The 15567-nt window shown below is 68.2% G+C and carries 15 protein-coding genes; 1 reads left to right on the top strand and 14 read right to left on the bottom strand.

The genetic code is table 11. From position 1 onward, the window contains the following. Nucleotides 1-101 precede the first annotated feature (101 nt). The 5 genes from NHL51_RS06370 to NHL51_RS06350 form a co-directional block, all read right to left on the bottom strand. A complete protein-coding gene (locus tag NHL51_RS06370) occupies nt 102-1082 on the bottom strand; it encodes a D-ribose ABC transporter substrate-binding protein (protein ID WP_434142532.1) in 981 nt (326 codons plus the stop codon). Between the two features lie 99 nt (nt 1083-1181). After that, nucleotides 1182-2261 carry an ABC transporter permease gene (locus NHL51_RS06365; protein ID WP_434142531.1) on the bottom strand — a complete coding sequence of 360 codons (1080 nt, stop codon included), beginning with the start codon at nt 2259-2261 and terminating at the stop codon, nt 1182-1184. A 24-nt stretch (nt 2262-2285) separates the two neighbouring features. Beyond that, entirely contained in the window at nt 2286-3809 is a 1524-nt protein-coding gene (locus NHL51_RS06360; protein WP_434142530.1) for a sugar ABC transporter ATP-binding protein, read from the bottom strand. Continuing rightward, nucleotides 3806-4474, bottom strand: a complete 669-nt coding sequence (locus tag NHL51_RS06355) for a DUF2291 family protein (RefSeq protein WP_434142528.1) — start codon at nt 4472-4474, stop codon at nt 3806-3808. Before NHL51_RS06355 ends, NHL51_RS06360 begins: the two co-directional genes overlap by 4 nt. Continuing rightward, nucleotides 4471-5502: a zinc-dependent alcohol dehydrogenase family protein gene (locus tag NHL51_RS06350; RefSeq protein WP_434142527.1), complete on the bottom strand. Its 1032-nt coding sequence runs from the start codon at nt 5500-5502 to the stop codon at nt 4471-4473. The genes NHL51_RS06355 and NHL51_RS06350 overlap by 4 nt, the downstream gene beginning before the upstream one ends. A 240-nt stretch (nt 5503-5742) precedes the next feature. Between NHL51_RS06350 and NHL51_RS06345 the strand changes: the two genes are divergently transcribed. After that, complete coding sequence (locus tag NHL51_RS06345) at nt 5743-6777, top strand: NAD(P)-dependent alcohol dehydrogenase (RefSeq protein ID WP_434142526.1); 1035 nt, start codon at nt 5743-5745, stop codon at nt 6775-6777. Between the two features lie 15 nt (nt 6778-6792). Here the strand turns inward: NHL51_RS06345 and NHL51_RS06340 are convergent, their stop codons facing one another. From NHL51_RS06340 to atpE, 9 genes are all read right to left on the bottom strand, one after another. Beyond that, nucleotides 6793-8499 carry an FAD-binding dehydrogenase gene (locus NHL51_RS06340; RefSeq protein WP_434142524.1) on the bottom strand — a complete coding sequence of 569 codons (1707 nt, stop codon included), beginning with the start codon at nt 8497-8499 and terminating at the stop codon, nt 6793-6795. 45 nt (nt 8500-8544) lie between these two features. Continuing rightward, nucleotides 8545-9324: a YaaA family protein gene (locus tag NHL51_RS06335; RefSeq protein WP_434142522.1), complete on the bottom strand. Its 780-nt coding sequence runs from the start codon at nt 9322-9324 to the stop codon at nt 8545-8547. 232 nt (nt 9325-9556) lie between these two features. Then, nucleotides 9557-9820, bottom strand: coding sequence for a F0F1 ATP synthase subunit epsilon (locus NHL51_RS06330; protein ID WP_434142520.1), 264 nt, complete (start codon nt 9818-9820; stop codon nt 9557-9559). 3 nt (nt 9821-9823) lie between these two features. Next, nucleotides 9824-11281 (bottom strand): F0F1 ATP synthase subunit beta, encoded by a 1458-nt coding sequence (gene atpD, locus NHL51_RS06325; protein ID WP_434142518.1) that lies wholly within the window; start codon nt 11279-11281, stop codon nt 9824-9826. Nucleotides 11282-11303: 22 nt separating this feature from the next. Further along, nucleotides 11304-12194 (bottom strand): F0F1 ATP synthase subunit gamma, encoded by an 891-nt coding sequence (locus NHL51_RS06320; protein ID WP_434142516.1) that lies wholly within the window; start codon nt 12192-12194, stop codon nt 11304-11306. 77 nt (nt 12195-12271) lie between these two features. Continuing rightward, the gene (gene atpA / locus NHL51_RS06315) at nt 12272-13897 is read right to left on the bottom strand and encodes a F0F1 ATP synthase subunit alpha (RefSeq protein WP_434142515.1); all 1626 of its coding nucleotides are present in this window, start codon (nt 13895-13897) and stop codon (nt 12272-12274) included. Nucleotides 13898-13954: 57 nt separating this feature from the next. Further along, a complete protein-coding gene (locus NHL51_RS06310; protein ID WP_434142513.1) occupies nt 13955-14731 on the bottom strand; it encodes a F0F1 ATP synthase subunit delta in 777 nt (258 codons plus the stop codon). Continuing rightward, nucleotides 14731-15282 carry a F0F1 ATP synthase subunit B gene (locus NHL51_RS06305; protein WP_434142512.1) on the bottom strand — a complete coding sequence of 184 codons (552 nt, stop codon included), beginning with the start codon at nt 15280-15282 and terminating at the stop codon, nt 14731-14733. Before NHL51_RS06305 ends, NHL51_RS06310 begins: the two co-directional genes overlap by 1 nt. A gap of 36 nt (nt 15283-15318) precedes the next feature. Next, complete coding sequence (gene atpE / locus NHL51_RS06300) at nt 15319-15546, bottom strand: ATP synthase F0 subunit C (RefSeq protein ID WP_434142511.1); 228 nt, start codon at nt 15544-15546, stop codon at nt 15319-15321. Nucleotides 15547-15567: the final 21 nt, after the last annotated feature.

The following is a 15567-nucleotide window of genomic DNA, read 5'->3' as shown; positions in this document are numbered from 1 at the left end:
CCTGGGGTCGTTCGGTGGTGCCGGTCGGGCCGACGCCCGGGACGGGCAGCGCTGCGGCTGCCTCGGCCCCGGGCGTCGATCCCTGTCGAGAATCGACCGGATTATTCGGTGTAGACGAAAGGCTCGGTCATCTTGTCGACGTTGTCCTTCGTGATGAGGATGCAGTCGATGGCGATCTTCTCGGTCTCCGGCTCGGTGCCGTTCTTGATGTAGTCGTCGGCCATCTCGACGGCCTGCTTCGAGAACGTGGCGACCGGCTGCAGCACGGTGTACGCGAGCTCGCCGTTCTTGATCGCATCGACCGCGTCGGGAGCGCCGTCGAAGCCGCCGACGATCATGCCGTCGAGACGACCGGCCTCCTTCAGTGCGGCGATCGCACCGAGCGCCATCTCGTCGTTGCCCGCCATCACGCCGGTGATATCGGGGTTCGCCTGCAGCAGTGCCTGCATCTTGTCGTGGCCCTTGGTGCGATCCCAATCGGCGACCTCTTCGCCGACCTTGACGAGCTCGGGGTACTGGCTGATGACGGTGGTGAAGCCGTTCGAACGGGTCTGCGCGTTGTTGTCCGAGGGCGCGCCGAAGAGCTCGACGTAGTTGCCGGCCTCGCCCATGGCCTTGACCCACTCCTGCGCGCCGAGAGCGGCGCCCTGCGCGTTGTTCGAGACGAGCTGCGCCTTCGCGAGGCCGCTCTCGTTGATCTCGGCGTTCACGAGGAAGACGGGGATGCCGGCGGCATCGGCCTTCTTCACCGCGGCGACCGAGCCGTCGGCGTTCGCGGGGTCGAGGATGATGGCCTTGGACTTGTTCGAGATCGCGGTGTCGATCAGCGTGTTCTCGGTATTGGCGTCGCCCTTGTGGGCGCCGACGGTCGCCTCGTAGCCGAGCTCCTTGGCGGTGGCCGCGGCGATGTCGCCCTCGGTCTTCCAGTACGGGTTCGCCGGGTCGTTCACGATGATCGTGATGAGGCCGCCGGCTTCGCCGCCGTCGCCGCCCGAGCTATCGGCGCCGCCCGAGGAGCAGGCCCCGAGCCCGAAAACGAGAGCGCCCGCAGCAGCGAGGGCTGCAATAGCCTTCTTCTTCATGTGGTGTTTCCTTTCTGAGGGTGTCGGCGGCGGGTGGACCGCCGACGGGGAAGTCTGGAGCCGGCCCGCTGAGGCCGGGCTTCTGACTGGTAGTGGGGGTCAGGGGGCGGCGGGCGCCGCTGCGGGGGCCGAGGCCTTCGCCGGCTTGCGCCGACGACCGTAGTCGAGCGAGTTCAGCAGCACTGCGACGACGATGACTGCGCCGATGAAGACCATCTGCCAGTACGCCGAGACGCCGACGATGACGAGGCCGTCCGAGAGGAAGCCGATCACGAGGGCACCGAGCAGGGTGCCGCGGATGTTGCCGCTGCCGCCCATCAGCGAGGCGCCGCCGATGACGACCGCGGCGATGGCCGTCAGTTCGTAGGTGTTTCCGGCGGTGGGGCTCGCGCTGGTGAGGGTCGAGGCGAGGATCAGGCCGGCGACCGCGGCGCAGATGCCCGAGATGACGTAGACCCAGACTTTGACGCTGCGCACGGGCACGCCCGAGAGCTCGGCCGCGCGTTCGTTGCCGCCCGAGGCGTACAGCCAGCGGCCGAAGCGCGTACGGCCGAGCAGCCAGCCGAGCACGAGCGCGACGACGACCATGATAATGACGCCGATCGGGATGTTGAAGATGCGGTTGAAGCCGACCCAGTCGAAGCCCGTGTTGCCGAGCTCGTCCTTACCCGCGAGGTTGTTGATGGTGAGGCCGTTGGTCATGAGGAGGGCCGCCCCGCGCACCACGTAGAGCATGCCCAGCGTCGCGACGAAGGGGGCGACCTTGAATCGCGCGACGAGCACGCCGTTGATGAGGCCCACCAGCGCGCCGATGCCGCACGAGAGCGCGATCACGACGGGCACGTTCGGGTAGAGCGTGATGCCGAGGAAGTTGATCGGCACGCCCTGCAGCAGGTGGCCGGCGATGATCGCCGAGAACCCGAGCGTCGAGCCGACCGACAGGTCGATGCCGCCGTTCAGGATGACGAGCAGCATGCCCATGCCGAGCATGGCGTAGATGGCGACGTGCGACGCCATGATGAGGACGTTGTCGAGCGTCAGGTAGTTCGGCGAGAGCAGCGAGAACACGACGATGATCAGGATCAGCGCGAGGAATGCGCGGCCCTCGATCAGCAGCTTCGTGAAGGAGAAGCTCTTCTTCTGGGATTCAACGATCCCGGTGCTTGTTGTGGTCGTCATAGTGAGTCAATCCGTTCTGAGGCGTTATGCGGCCACGGCCTCGCCGGAGGCGGCCATGATCATGTCCTTGGTGGCGTCGGGAGTGAATTCCGCCGAGATCTCCCCGCGTCGCATCACGATGATGCGGTGGGCGATGCTCAGGCACTCCCCCACCTCCGAGGTGGAGTAGACGACGGCGACGCCTTGCTTCGCGCGATCGGCGAGCAGGCGGAAGACCTCGCCCTTCGCGCCCACATCGATGCCGCGGCTCGGCTCGTCGAGGAGCATCACCTTCGGCTCGGTCGCCACGATCTTACCGATGACGACCTTCTGCTGGTTGCCGCCCGAGAGCGCGCCGATCGGCAGTTCGGGCCCCGGGGTCTTCACCGTCACGGCCTTGATCAGGTCCTTCGCGCGGAGCTTGTCGATACCGCGCGAGATCATGCCGCGGGTCATGCTGTCGGCGAGACTCGCGAGCGTGAGGTTGCGACCGACGTCGAAGGTCTGCACGAGACCGTCGCGCTGGCGATCCTCGGGCACGAGGCCGATGCCGGCTTCGATGCGATCGGCGATCGACATGCCGAGCACCGACGCGCCCCCGAGCAGCACATCGCCGCCGGCGACGTGACCGCGGCCCGCGATCGATTCGAGCAGCTCGGTGCGGCCGGCGCCCATCAGACCGTAGATGCAGACAATCTCGCCCTCGCGGACATCGAGATCGAGCCGGTTCACGACCGCGCGCTCGGGGTTCTCGGGGTCGAGCACCGTGAGGCCCTGCACGCTCAGCACGCTCTCGCCGAACTCGTAGCCCGTGGGGGGCGAGCCGAGGTCGAAGTTGTCACCGACCATGTTCTTCACGATCCACTCGAGATCGATCTCGTCGCGGTCGCCGTGCGCCGTCATGTTGCCGTCGCGCAGCACCACGGCGAGGTCGGTGATCTCGAGCGCCTCTTCGAGGTGGTGGGAGATGTAGACGATCGCGACGCCGCGGGCGAGCAGATCCCTGATGATGCCGAAGAGCACCTCGACCTCGGCGGCCGCGAGAGCCGATGTCGGCTCGTCCATGATGAGGATGCGGGAGTTCACCGAGAGGGCGCGCGCGATCTCCACGATCTGCTGCTGGCCGACGCGCAGGTCGGAGACGAGCGTGTCGGGGGTGATCTTCAACTGCATCTCCTCGAGGAGAGCGCGAGTCTGCCGCTCCTCCTCGGCGAAGTCCACGCCGAGCGGGCCCGCGATCTCGCGGCCCATGAATATGTTGTCGCGCACCGACAGGTTCGGGGCGAGGCTGAGCTCCTGGTGGATGATCGAGATGCCGCGGTCGCGCGCATCGTTCGTCGAGGCGAAGTGCACCGGCTCGCCGTCGAGCACGATCTCGCCCGAGGTCGGCTGCTCGACGCCCGAGAGGATCTTCATGAGCGTCGACTTGCCGGCGCCGTTCTCGCCGAAGAGGGTGGTCACGGCGCCCTTGCGCACTTCGAAGTTCACGCCCTTCAGCGCACGGGTGCCCCCGTAGGTCTTCACGATGTCGCGGGCTTCGAGCACGACATCGGTCTGCGAGGCGCTCATTCGACATTCACCGCCACGGGGGTCACGAGCCAGGCGCTCGGGTTCAGCAGGGTGAACGCGCCGGTGATCTCGACGGTCTTGCCCGCGAGCGAGGCCACGTCGACGTCGCCGACGACCTGGGTCTTGACCTCGTCGTTCAGCGCGGCGGCGGCGTTCTGGAACTCGATCTGGTTCTTGAACTCGCCGAATTTGATGTCGCCGGTCGCGTCGCGCAGCTCGGTGCCGTTGATCGCGGGGCCGAACTGCACGCGCAGGGTGAGGTCTGCGGGCATGCCGTCGACGGCGATGTTGTAGATGCCCGAGGCGCCTTCGCCGACGACGCCGGTGAACGTCGTGCTGAAGACCGGGCCGCCGGAGCTCTGCACCGCGTACTCGTCGGCGGCAGCGGCCGGGTCTGCGGCGATCGCGTTCGCGAGCTCGACGGAGTCGACGGCGCGGTCTTCGACGCCCTCCTTCACGGTGTCGAACTTCTCGGCGCCGAAGGTGGCGGGGTCGAAGGCGGCCTGCGCCTGCGCGAGCGGGTCGTCGCTCGAGACGACCTTGGTGCCGAGCGCCAGGAAGGCGATCACGACGACCGCGACGGCGATGCCGATGAGGCGCTTCGCGTTCTTCGAGAGGCGCTTGCCCTTCGGCGCGCGCTTCGGCTCGGGTGAAGTCTGGTTCACAGGAGTACCTTCGATTCTGAGTCGTTCGGGCGGATCTGGAGCTTGCGGCCCTCGCCCTTGCGGAACATGTCGAGCGCCTGCTCGTAGTCGTCGAGCGTGAACGAGTGGCTGATCATCGCGCGGGCGTTGATCGCTCCCGCCTCGAACATCTGCACGGCGCGGCCGAAGGAGTTCAGCACGGCCATCGTGCCGACGATCGAGATCTCGTCTCGGTACACGCGGAAGGGCGAGAACTGCGCGGTCTTGTCGGCGGGCGCGACGCCGAAGTCCTGGAAGTAGCCGGCGGGCTTCACACGGGTGAGCGCGTCTTCGATCGCGCGGATGTTGCCGGTGCAGTCGATGACCACGTCCCACTTCTCGCGGTCGGCGTCGTCGGCGCTGGTGTAGCGCAGCTCGATGCCGCACTCGGCTGCGGTAGCGAGGCGGGTCTCGTTGAGGTCGACGATCGTGACGGTCGCGGCGCCGGCGCGGGTGGCGAGCTGGGCCATGAGCAGGCCCATCGTGCCGGCTCCGAAGACGAGCACGTGGTCGCCGATGCGGCGGGGCAGCACGTCCCAACCGCGGATGGCGCAGGCGAGGGGCTCGATGAGCGCGGCCTCGTAGATGTCCGTGCTCTCGCTGAGCTTGTAGACGTTCTGCGAGGGGGCGACGAAGAACTCCTGCGAGGCGCCGTCGGAGGCGACGACGCCGAGACCGTTCCAGGCCGGGCAGAGGTTCTGATGGCCGTTCAGGCAGAGCTCGCACTCGCCGCAGGTCGTCGAGGGGTTCACCGCGACCTTGTCCCCGACCTTGAAGTCGAACACGCCGCTGTTCACGTCCTCGCCGAGCGCGACGATGGTGCCCGTGGCCTCATGGCCGGGCACGAGCGGGAACACGGTGCCTTCGAATTCACCGTCGAGCACATGGGTATCCGTGCCGCAGATGCCGACGGCCGCGGTCTTGATCAGGATCTCCTTGTACCCGGGCGTCGGCGTCGGCCGCTCTTCGAGCGTCAGCTCGCCCTGAGAGGTGAATACCACTGCGCGCATTCGTAGCTCCATTGCATGTTTCCAGCCGGGCGGCGGGCGGCGGAATGCACCACCCGGCTCCAGCAGACGTTATGTTATCTTTACCGTGATCTTGTCGTTTGATTACGTGATTTTGATCATAAGAACGTAACATCTGCTTGTCAACACGACGCGGACGCGATCACTTCGCCCCGCGCCCCAGGTCGAATGAAAACTCCGGGAACGCCGCCGTTTCGGAGCCCACAGGGAAGGAATAACGATATGACAACGAACATTCCGGAGCGCATGCGCGCCAATGTGCTCATGTCCGCCGGCAGGCTCGAGATGCAGGATCGGCCGGTGCCGGTGCCGCGGCCCGACGAGGTGCTCGTGGAGGTCACCGCCGTCGGCGTCTGCGGCTCGGATGTGCACTTCTTCCATGAGGGCGGCCTCGGCGACTGGGTCGTCACGGAGCCGCTCGTGCTCGGTCACGAGTCGGGCGGCCGCATCGTCGCGGTCGGCAGCGCCGTCGACCCCGCCCGCATCGGCGAGCGGGTCTCGATCGAGCCGCAGCATCCCTCCCCCGGTTCGCGCGAAACGCTGCGCGGCGACTACCACCTCGACCCCGGGATGCAGTTCTACGCCGTGCCCGGCACCGACGGCGCCTTCCAGCAGTACGCGACCATCCAGAGCCACTTCGCCCACCGCATCCCCGATTCGCTGAGCGATTGGGGCGCAGGGCTCCTCGAACCGCTCTCCGTCGCCATCGCCGCGTCCCGCAAGGCCGCCATCGGCCTCGGCGACCGCGTGCTCATCACCGGCGCCGGCCCGATCGGCCTGGCCCTCTCCCAGGTCGCGCGCGCCGCGGGCGCCAGCGAGATCGTCGTGACCGATCTCAGCGAGGAGCGCCGGGCGACCGCCACCCGATTCGGCGCGACGGCGACGCTCGACCCGGTGCGCGACGCGGCCGAGATCGCGGCGCTCGGGGCCGACTCCTACATCGACGCCTCGGGCGCCGGCCCCGCGATACTCAGCGGCCTCGAAGCGCTGCGCTCGGGCGGCCACGCCGTGCTCGTCGGTATGGGCGTGAACGAGCTGGTCATGCCGGTCACTCGCATCCAGAACCAGGAGCTCGTCGTCACCGGCGTGTTCCGGTACGCGAACACCTGGCCGGCGGCGATCGCACTGGCCGCGTCGGGTCAGGTGTCGCTCGACGAGATGGTGACCGGCACGTTCTCGCTCGCAGAGGTGGCCGATGCGCTGAACTCCACGGCGGATCCGAACACCATCAAGTCGATCGTCGAACCGCAGCGCTGACCCGCCCGTGCACGTTCAGGCGGCGGCGACCGCCCGCCCGGCCGCGCGCCCGCTGAACAGGCACCCACCGAGGAAGGTGCCTTCGAGGGCGTTGTAGCCGTGGGCGCCGCCTCCGCCGAAGCCGGCGGCCTCGCCCGCCGCGTACAGCCCCGGTACCGGGGCGCCCTCCGGGCCGATCGCCCGCGATGAGAGGTCGGTCTGGATGCCGCCCAGCGATTTCCGCGTGAGCACGTGCAGCTGCACGCCGATGAGCGGGCCGGCGGCCGGGTCGAGCAGGCGATGCGGCGCGGTGGTGCGGGTGAGGCGATCGCCGAGGTAGCGCCGGGAGTTGCGGATACTCATGAGCTGCGCGTCCTTCGAGAACGGGTTACCGACCTCCGCATCGCGCTCGGCGACCGCTCGGAGTACGCGACGCGCATCGAGCAGGGGGCGCTCCGTCAACGCGTTCATCCGTTCGACGAGTTCGGGGAGCGTCTCGGCGACGACGAAATCCGCGCCGCGGTCGATGAACGCCTGCACGGGGCCCGGCGCACCCCGCCCCAGGCGCGTCTTGAGCAGCAGCTTCCGATCGCGGTTCGTGAGATCGGGGTTCTGCTCCGACCCCGACAACGCGAACTCCTTCGCCGCCATGCGGCTGGTCACCACGAACCACGAGTGGTCGTATGCCGCGATCTCGGGGTCGGTGCGCAGCATGCGCAGCGTGCCGAGCGTGTCGTGGCCCGGGAGCCCGGGCGGCGGCAGGCGGCGCCCGAGCGCGTCCAGCCACAGGGGCGACGGGCCCGGCAGTATGCGGATGGCGTGCCCGGGCCACACGGGGTCCCAGTTCTGCACGCCCTCCGTGTAGTGCCACATCCGGTCCCGGTTCACGAGGCGCGCTCCGGCGCGCTCCGCGACGGCGAGCATGCGCCCGTCGACGTAGGCCGGCACCCCCGTCACCATGCTCCGCGGCGGCGAGCCGAGGCGTTCGGGCCAGAACCGTCTGACCAGCTCGTGGTCGCCTCCGATTCCGCCACTCGCCACGATCACCGCCCCCGCGCGGAACTCGAACGCGCCGATCTCGTCGCGGTTCGAAGCGGCGCCCCGCGGCGATCCGTCGTCCGCGAGCGTCGCGCCGCGCACGCCGACGGCGCGGCCGTTCTCCATGACGATCCCATCGCAGCGGTGCCGGTGGAGGACGCGGGCGATGCCGACCTCCTCCGCTTCGCGAAGGGCGCGGACGAAGGGCGCGAGAACGCCGGTGCCGGTGCCCCACGGCACGTGGAACCGCGGCACCGAATTGCCGTGGCCGCCCGCGGTGAGGTCACCGCGCTCGGCCCAGCCGACGACCGGGGTCAGTTCGATGCCCGCCTCGCGGATCCAGGCACGCTTCTCCCCCGCCGCGAACTCGACATAGGCGCGGCCCCAGCGCGCCGCCCACAGATCCTCGCCGCCCGGGTCGGCGCTATCGCTCGCATCGTCGTCCGGGTCACCTGCGAAGCGGTCCCACCCGGCGCTCCCCTGCCAATCCTGCCAGGCGAGTTCGAACGAGTCGCGCACCCCGAAGCGGCGCTGCTCGGGGGTGTCGACGAGGAAGAGGCCCCCGAACGACCACCAGGCCTGCCCGCCGAGATCCTGGGGCCCCTCCTGGTCGATGATGAGCGTCTGCAGGCCTGCTCGGCAGGTCTCGCGTGCGGCGGTGAGTCCGGCGAGGCCGGCCCCCACGATGATGACATCGGCGTCCATGCCCCCATTCAGCCACGCGCCGCGCCGTGCGCGCAAGAGCCGGGTTCAGGCGGAGGGCACCGGGACGCCGAGCTCGGTCACGAGCGTGATGGTGCGCGACCCGGGGGCGAACGACATCTCGAGGCCGACGCGTCCTGCCCACGAACCGAGCTCCGCGGCGTCGCGCGGCGATGCGCAGCTCTCGGCGAGCCGTCGCACGAGATCGCCCTTCGCGGCCTTGTTGAAGTGGTTGAGCGCACGAACCGCGCCGTCGGCGCTGCGCTGCACGACGTGCAGGTGCCAGCCGAGCTCCGCGGGTACGGGTGCGAGCGCGGCGTAGTCCTTCGACCGCAGATCGAGCACGAAGGCGTCTTCGGGCCACTCGAGCCGGGCGTGCGCGTCGCCCCAGATGCGCTTCAGAGGTGCTCCGAGCGCCGGCAGTCGCGACCCGGCCGACAGTCGGTATGCAGGGATCGCGTCGCGCGCGGAGACCAGCCCGAAGAGCGCCGACTGCACGCGCACGTGCGCATCGATCCAGCCGCGTGCGGTGTCGTCGAGCGTGGAGACGTCGAGGGCGTCGTAGACGACGCCCGTGTAGCGCTCGATGGCGGGCATGACGCCGCCCGACTCGAGGGCGAGGTTGTACGCGAGCTCGCCGCGGTTCTTCACACCGAGCTTCAGCGCCTTCGCGGCGACCTCCTCGTCGCCGCGGCTGAGCTCGACGAGTGCGTCGCGCACGCGGACGCGCGCGTCGCCGAGCGCGTCATGGCCGTGCAGCGACGCGAGCTCGAGCGTCCCCGCTCCCCCGACGCGCTTCGTCTCCGACGGCGGCAGCAAGACCAGCACTACGGCTTTCCTTTCGTTCGGGACATACAGGAGCGGGCGGGGTGGGGCTTCCGAATTTCCGGCCCTTCTGCGATCGAACGATATGCGACTTCTGCATATCGAGAGAGCGCAATGTCGGGTCGGAAATTCGGAAGCCCCGGCCCGCACGCGGACAGCCGGACGAGATCGGCGATCCCTGGAGAGACAGCAGAAGCCGGGGCTCGATGAACCCCGGCTTCTGCGATGTCAGCACTCAGGCGGCGATGGCGGCCTTGCTCGCGACGATGGTGACGACGTCATGGTCGACCGAGAGGAAACCGCCCTCGGCGTCGACCGTGGTCTTCGCCCCGTCGGCACCGGTCACGCGGACCTCGCCGCGCGCCAGCAGCGCGAGCAGCGGTTCGTGACCGGCGAGGATGCCGATCTCGCCCTCGATGGTCTTCGCGATGATCTGGGTCGCCTCGCCCTGCCAGACCTCGCGGTCGGCCGAGACGACGCTCACGTTCAGCGAAGCCATGGCTTAACCGAGTTCCTTCTGCATCTTGGCCCAGTTCTCCTCGACGTCCGAGATGCCGCCGACGTTGAAGAAGGCCTGCTCTGCGACGTGATCGAACTCGCCCTTGCAGATCGCATCGAACGACTCGATGGTCTCCTTGAGGGGAACGGTCGAGCCCTCGACACCGGTGAACTTCTTCGCCATGTAGGTGTTCTGCGAGAGGAACTGCTGGATGCGACGTGCGCGGTTCACAGTGATCTTGTCCTCTTCGGAGAGCTCGTCGACGCCGAGGATCGCGATGATCTCCTGCAGCTCCTTGTTCTTCTGGAGGATCTGCTTGACCGTGATGGCGACGCGGTAGTGATCCTCGCCCAAGTAGCGGGGGTCGAGGATGCGCGACGACGAGGTCAGCGGGTCGATGGCCGGGTAGAGGCCCTTCGACGCGATCTCGCGCGAGAGCTCCGTGGTCGCGTCGAGGTGCGCGAACGTGGTGGCGGGAGCCGGGTCGGTGTAGTCGTCCGCGGGGACGTAGATCGCCTGCAGCGAGGTGATCGAGTGACCGCGGGTCGAGGTGATGCGCTCCTGGAGGATGCCCATCTCGTCGGCGAGGTTCGGCTGGTAGCCCACAGCGGAGGGCATACGGCCGAGCAGCGTCGAGACCTCGGAACCGGCCTGCGTGAAGCGGAAGATGTTATCGATGAAGAGCAGCACGTCCTGCTTCTGCACATCGCGGAAGTACTCCGCCATGGTCAGCGCCGAGAGGGCGACGCGGAGACGGGTCCCCGGCGGCTCGTCCATCTGGCCGAAGACGAGCGCGGTCTTGTCGAAGACGCCCGCCTCTTCCATCTCGTGGATGAGGTCGTTGCCCTCACGGGTGCGCTCGCCCACGCCGGCGAACACCGAGACGCCGCCGTGGTCCTGAGCCACGCGCTGGATCATCTCCTGGATGAGGACGGTCTTGCCGACGCCCGCACCGCCGAAGAGGCCGATCTTGCCGCCCTGCACGTAGGGGGTGAGGAGGTCGATCGACTTGATGCCGGTCTCGAAGAGCTGCGTCTTCGACTCGAGCTGGTCGAATGCCGGCGGAGTGCGGTGGATGCCCCAGCGCTCCGTGACCTCGATGGTCTCGCCCTCGGGGAGGTTCAGCACGTTGCCTGCGACGTCGAAGACCTTGCCCTTGGTGATGTCGCCGACGGGCACCGAGATGGGGCCGCCGGTGTCGGAGACCTCCTGGCCGCGCACGAGGCCGTCGGTGGGCTTCAGAGCAATGGCGCGAACGAGGTTGTCGCCGAGGTGCTGGGCGACCTCGAGGACCAGGGTGAAGGGCTCAGCGCCCTCGCCCATGTTGACGGTCGTCTCCAGAGCGTTGTAGACGGCGGGGATGCCGTCGTGAGGGAACTCGATGTCGACGACGGGGCCGGTGACGCGAGCGATACGCCCGGCAACCTTGGCCTCGGTCGCCACTGCGGCGGTTTCGGTCATGTTTCTCTCTCTTCGTGCTGGATTAGCTGGACAGCGCGTCGGCGCCGCCCACAATCTCGGAAATCTGCTGGGTGATCTCGGCCTGGCGCGCATTGTTGGCGAGGCGCGTGTAATCGCGGATCAGTGCATCCGCGTTATCGCTCGCCGACTTCATCGCCTTCTGCGTGGCAGCGTGCTTGGCCGCGGCCGACTCGAGCATCGCGTTGAACACGCGCGACTCGATGTAGGCGGGAAGCAGCTGGTCGAGGACCGTCTCAGCGTCGGGCTCGAACTCGTAGAGGGGCGAGACCTCGGAATCGGCCTCGGCGACGCCGTCGACGATCTGCAGCGGCAGCAGACGGCGCACCTGCGGCACCTGGCTGACCATGCTCACGAGACGGTTGTAGACGAGGTGGATCTCCTGCGCTCCGCCTTCTGCGGCGGGGCGCGCGAAGATCTCGAGCAGAGCCTGCGCGACCTCTTCTGCGGTCGAGAACGCGGGGTTCTCGGTGTCGCCAGTCCAGACGCGCTCGGAGGCGCGGCGGCGGAAGGAGAAGTACCCCTGCGCCTTGCGGCCGATGAGGAAGTACACGACTTCCTTGCCCTCGCTGCGCAGCAGCTCGGCGAGCTCCTCGGCTTCCCGGAGGACCTGCGAGTTGAAGGCGCCCGCGAGACCGCGATCGGAGGTGAAGATCACCACTGCCGCGCGCTCGACCGTTTCGGCCTCGCTCGTCAGCGGATGATCGGTGTTCGAGTGCGTCGCGACCGCGGAAACGGCGCGGGTGATCGCATCGGCGTAGGGCGTCGAGGCTTCGACGCGCGCTTTCGCCTTCTGAATGCGAGAGGCTGCGATCAGCTCCATCGCACGGGTGATCTTCTTGGTCGTCTGGGCAGACTTAATCCTCTGCCGGTAGACCCGAAGTTGCGCTCCCATGTCTCTCCTGTACTGGTCGGTGCTAGTTGGTCGAAGTGGCGGTGCGGGCGGGGACCGGGCCCCCGCCCACGATCCGACTACTTCTTGACGACCAGCTGCTCCTGCTTGATGTCTGCCTCATCGAGGGCCTCGAACTGCTCGCTCAGGCTCTTGCCCGCGGAAGTGCGGAACTCGAGCTTGAACTTCTCGACCTGCGAAGTGAGCGACGCGACGGTGTCGTCGTCGAGCACGTTCGTCTCGCGGAGCGTGTTCAGCGCCTCCGAGTTGCGGCCGACGTAGTCGAGGAACTCGCGCTCGAAGCGCAGGATGTCCTCGACCGGGACCTCGTCGAGGTAGCCCTGAGTGCCGGCCCAGATCGACACGGTCTGCTCCTCGACCGGGTACGGGGTGTACTGCGGCTGCTTGAGGAGCTCGGTGAGACGGGCGCCGCGCTCGAGCTGCTTGCGGCTCGCGGCGTCGAGGTCGGACGCGAACATCGCGAACGCCTCGAGCGCGCGGTACTGCGCCAGCTCGAGCTTCAAGGTGCCCGAGACCTTCTTGATCGACTTGACCTGCGCGTCGCCGCCGACTCGCGACACCGAGATGCCCACGTCGACCGCGGGGCGCTGGTTCGCGTTGAAGAGGTCGGACTGGAGGAAGATCTGGCCGTCGGTGATCGAGATCACGTTGGTCGGGATGTACGCCGAGACGTCGTTGGCCTTGGTCTCGATGATCGGCAGACCGGTCATCGAACCCGCACCGAGCTCGTCCGAGAGCTTCGCGCAGCGCTCGAGCAGACGCGAGTGCAGGTAGAAGACGTCGCCGGGGTACGCCTCGCGCCCCGGCGGACGGCGCAGCAGCAGCGACACGGCGCGGTAGGCCTCGGCCTGCTTCGACAGGTCGTCGAACACGATGAGCACGTGCTTGCCGTCGTACATCCAGTGCTGGCCGATGGCCGAGCCGGTGTAGGGGGCGAGGTACTTGAAGCCTGCCGGGTCCGATGCGGGCGATGCGACGATGGTGGTGTACTCCATCGCGCCGGCCTCTTCGAGCGCGCCCTTCACCGAAGCGATGGTCGAGCCCTTCTGGCCGATCGCGACGTAGATGCAGCGCACCTGCTTCGACTTGTCGCCCGAGGCCCAGTTGGCCTTCTGGTTGATGATCGTGTCGATCGCGAGAGCGGTCTTGCCGGTCTGGCGATCGCCGATGATGAGCTGGCGCTGACCGCGGCCGACAGGGATCATGGCGTCGATCGCCTTGATGCCGGTCTGCAGCGGCTCGTGCACCGACTTACGCGCCATCACGCCGGGAGCCTGCAGCTCGAGGGCGCGTCGGCCCTCGATGCCGGCGATCTCGCCGAGGCCGTCGATCGGGTTGCCGAGCGGGTCGACCACGCGGCCGAGGTAGCCCTCGCCCACGGGCACCGAGAGCACCTCTCCGGTGCGGGTGACCTGCTGGCCCTCCTCGATGCCGGTGAATTCACCGAGCACGACGACGCCGATCTCGTCCTCTTCGAGGTTCTGCGCGAGTCCGAGCGTGCCGTCCGCGAAGCGGACGAGCTCGTTCGCCATGACGCCGGGGAGGCCCTCGACGTGCGCGATGCCGTCAGCCGCGTCGACCACGGTGCCGACCTCGGTCTTGCCCGACTGCGACGGCTCGTACGACGCTGCGAAATCCTTCAGCGCGGCGCGGATCTCGTCCGGGCTGATTGAGAGTTCTGCCATTTCGTTTCCTCTGTCTCTTCCGGAAAGCGCCTGCCCCCGGGAATGAAAAGTTGTGCCCTATGCAGCGAGCTGCTGGCGGAGGTCGTCCAAGCGGGCGCGGACGCTGCCGTCGATCACGTCATCCGCGATCTGCACGCGGATGCCGCCGATCAGCTCGGGGTCGACGATGGTGGTCACCTTGACCGGGCGGCCGACGGTGCGCTCGAGCGCGGTCGCCAGACGCTGCTGCTGCTGCGCGTTCAACGGCGTAGCAACGGTCACGGTGGCGAGCTCGGATCCGCCCTGGTCGGCCGCGATGCGGGCCGAACTACGGAGCGCGGTGTTGAGACGACGACCCTGGGGGTTCGCGACGAGCTGGCGGACGACCGCGAGCGCGACGTCCGAGACCTTGCCCGAGAGCAGGCCGCTCACGAGGGAGAGCTTGCCCTCGGCCCCGATCAGCTTGCTGCCCAGTCCGAGCTCGAGCTCGTGGTCGCGATCGATCAGATCGGCGACGGCGAGCAGCTCGTCCGCGAGCGACGGCTCGCTCAGGGCCGCGGCGCGGATGCCGAGCTCTTCGACGCCCTCGACGAACTCGGCCGAGTTCGACCAACGAGCGGCAGCGGCGGCGGTCAGCACGGCACGCGCGTCATCGGTGAGTCCGCCGAAGAGGCGCGAGACGACCTGGGTCTTGCCCGAAGCCTCTGCGGTCGCATCGCCGAGCACCGACGCCAGAGCGGCGTTGGTGCCGATCTGGTCGGCGGCCTGCAGCAGTTCGGGGCCGGTGGCTTCCGACTGGCCGGCGCGCAGGGTACCGCGCACCTCCGCCAGCGCTTCGCGTGACGCGCTTCCCATTACTGGGCCGCCTTCTCGGAGGCTTCGAGGTCGGCGAGGAAGCGGTCGACCAGGGCCGAAGCGCGCTGGTCGTCGCTGAGCGATTCGCCGACGACGCCCGAAGCGAGGTCGATCGCGAGCGAGCCGACATCCTTGCGCAGCGAGACGACGGCGCTCTGGCGCTCCGCCTCGATCTGAGCCTGAGCGGCCTGCGTGACGCGGTTCGCCTCGACGACCGCATCGTCCTTGGCCTTCGCCACGATCTTGGTGGCATCGAGGCGGGCCGACTCGCGGATCTCCCCGGCTTCCTCGCGAGCGCTCGCGAGCTGCGCGGTGTACTCCTGCAGCGCGGCCTCGGCCTTCGCCTGAGCCTCGTCGGCCTTGGCGATGTTGCCTTCGATCGCCTCGGCGCGCGCGTCGAGCATCGCCTGCAGCTTCGGAAGGAAGACCTTCCAGAACGCCACGAGGATGATGAAGAAGACGACCCCGGACCAGACGATGTCGTAGACCTCGGGGATCAGCGGATTCCTCGTCGCGCCTTCCTCAGCAGCTGCAATCACTGCGTTAATCATCGAGCCTCCCTTTCGAGACTAGGAGAGGTGAGCGGTTTAGGCCTGGAAGATGAAGTGCGTGGCGATACCGATGAGGGCGAGCGCCTCGGTGAATGCGATACCGATCCACATCAGGACCTGGAGGCGGCCGGCGAGCTCGGGCTGACGAGCGACGCCCTCGATGGTCTTGCCGACGACGATGCCGAGGCCGATGGCCGGGCCGATCGCTGCGAGGCCGTAGCCGACGGTCGAGATGCTGCCCGAGATTTCAGCGAGAACAGACACAGTATGTGTTTCCTTCCGTGG

Source organism: Leucobacter sp. gxy201, from assembly GCF_051043335.1.
Taxonomy (GTDB): Bacteria; Actinomycetota; Actinomycetes; order Actinomycetales; family Microbacteriaceae; genus Leucobacter.
This window is presented reverse-complemented; position numbering and strand designations above follow the sequence as displayed.

Excerpts from the sequence above, each read along its gene's own strand:
- NHL51_RS06370 (WP_434142532.1), bottom strand. The coding sequence starts at position 1,082 with ATGAAGAAGAAGGCTATTGCAGCCCTCGCTGCTGCGGGCGCTCTCGTT.
- NHL51_RS06365 (WP_434142531.1), bottom strand. The coding sequence starts at position 2,261 with ATGACGACCACAACAAGCACCGGGATCGTTGAATCCCAGAAGAAGAGC.
- NHL51_RS06360 (WP_434142530.1), bottom strand. The coding sequence starts at position 3,809 with ATGAGCGCCTCGCAGACCGATGTCGTGCTCGAAGCCCGCGACATCGTG.
- NHL51_RS06350 (WP_434142527.1), bottom strand. The coding sequence starts at position 5,502 with ATGCGCGCAGTGGTATTCACCTCTCAGGGCGAGCTGACGCTCGAAGAG.
- NHL51_RS06345 (WP_434142526.1), top strand. The coding sequence starts at position 5,743 with ATGACAACGAACATTCCGGAGCGCATGCGCGCCAATGTGCTCATGTCC.
- NHL51_RS06340 (WP_434142524.1), bottom strand. The coding sequence starts at position 8,499 with ATGGACGCCGATGTCATCATCGTGGGGGCCGGCCTCGCCGGACTCACC.
- NHL51_RS06330 (WP_434142520.1), bottom strand. The coding sequence starts at position 9,820 with ATGGCTTCGCTGAACGTGAGCGTCGTCTCGGCCGACCGCGAGGTCTGG.
- atpD (WP_434142518.1), bottom strand. The coding sequence starts at position 11,281 with ATGACCGAAACCGCCGCAGTGGCGACCGAGGCCAAGGTTGCCGGGCGT.
- NHL51_RS06320 (WP_434142516.1), bottom strand. The coding sequence starts at position 12,194 with ATGGGAGCGCAACTTCGGGTCTACCGGCAGAGGATTAAGTCTGCCCAG.
- atpA (WP_434142515.1), bottom strand. The coding sequence starts at position 13,897 with ATGGCAGAACTCTCAATCAGCCCGGACGAGATCCGCGCCGCGCTGAAG.
- NHL51_RS06310 (WP_434142513.1), bottom strand. The coding sequence starts at position 14,731 with ATGGGAAGCGCGTCACGCGAAGCGCTGGCGGAGGTGCGCGGTACCCTG.
- NHL51_RS06305 (WP_434142512.1), bottom strand. The coding sequence starts at position 15,282 with ATGATTAACGCAGTGATTGCAGCTGCTGAGGAAGGCGCGACGAGGAAT.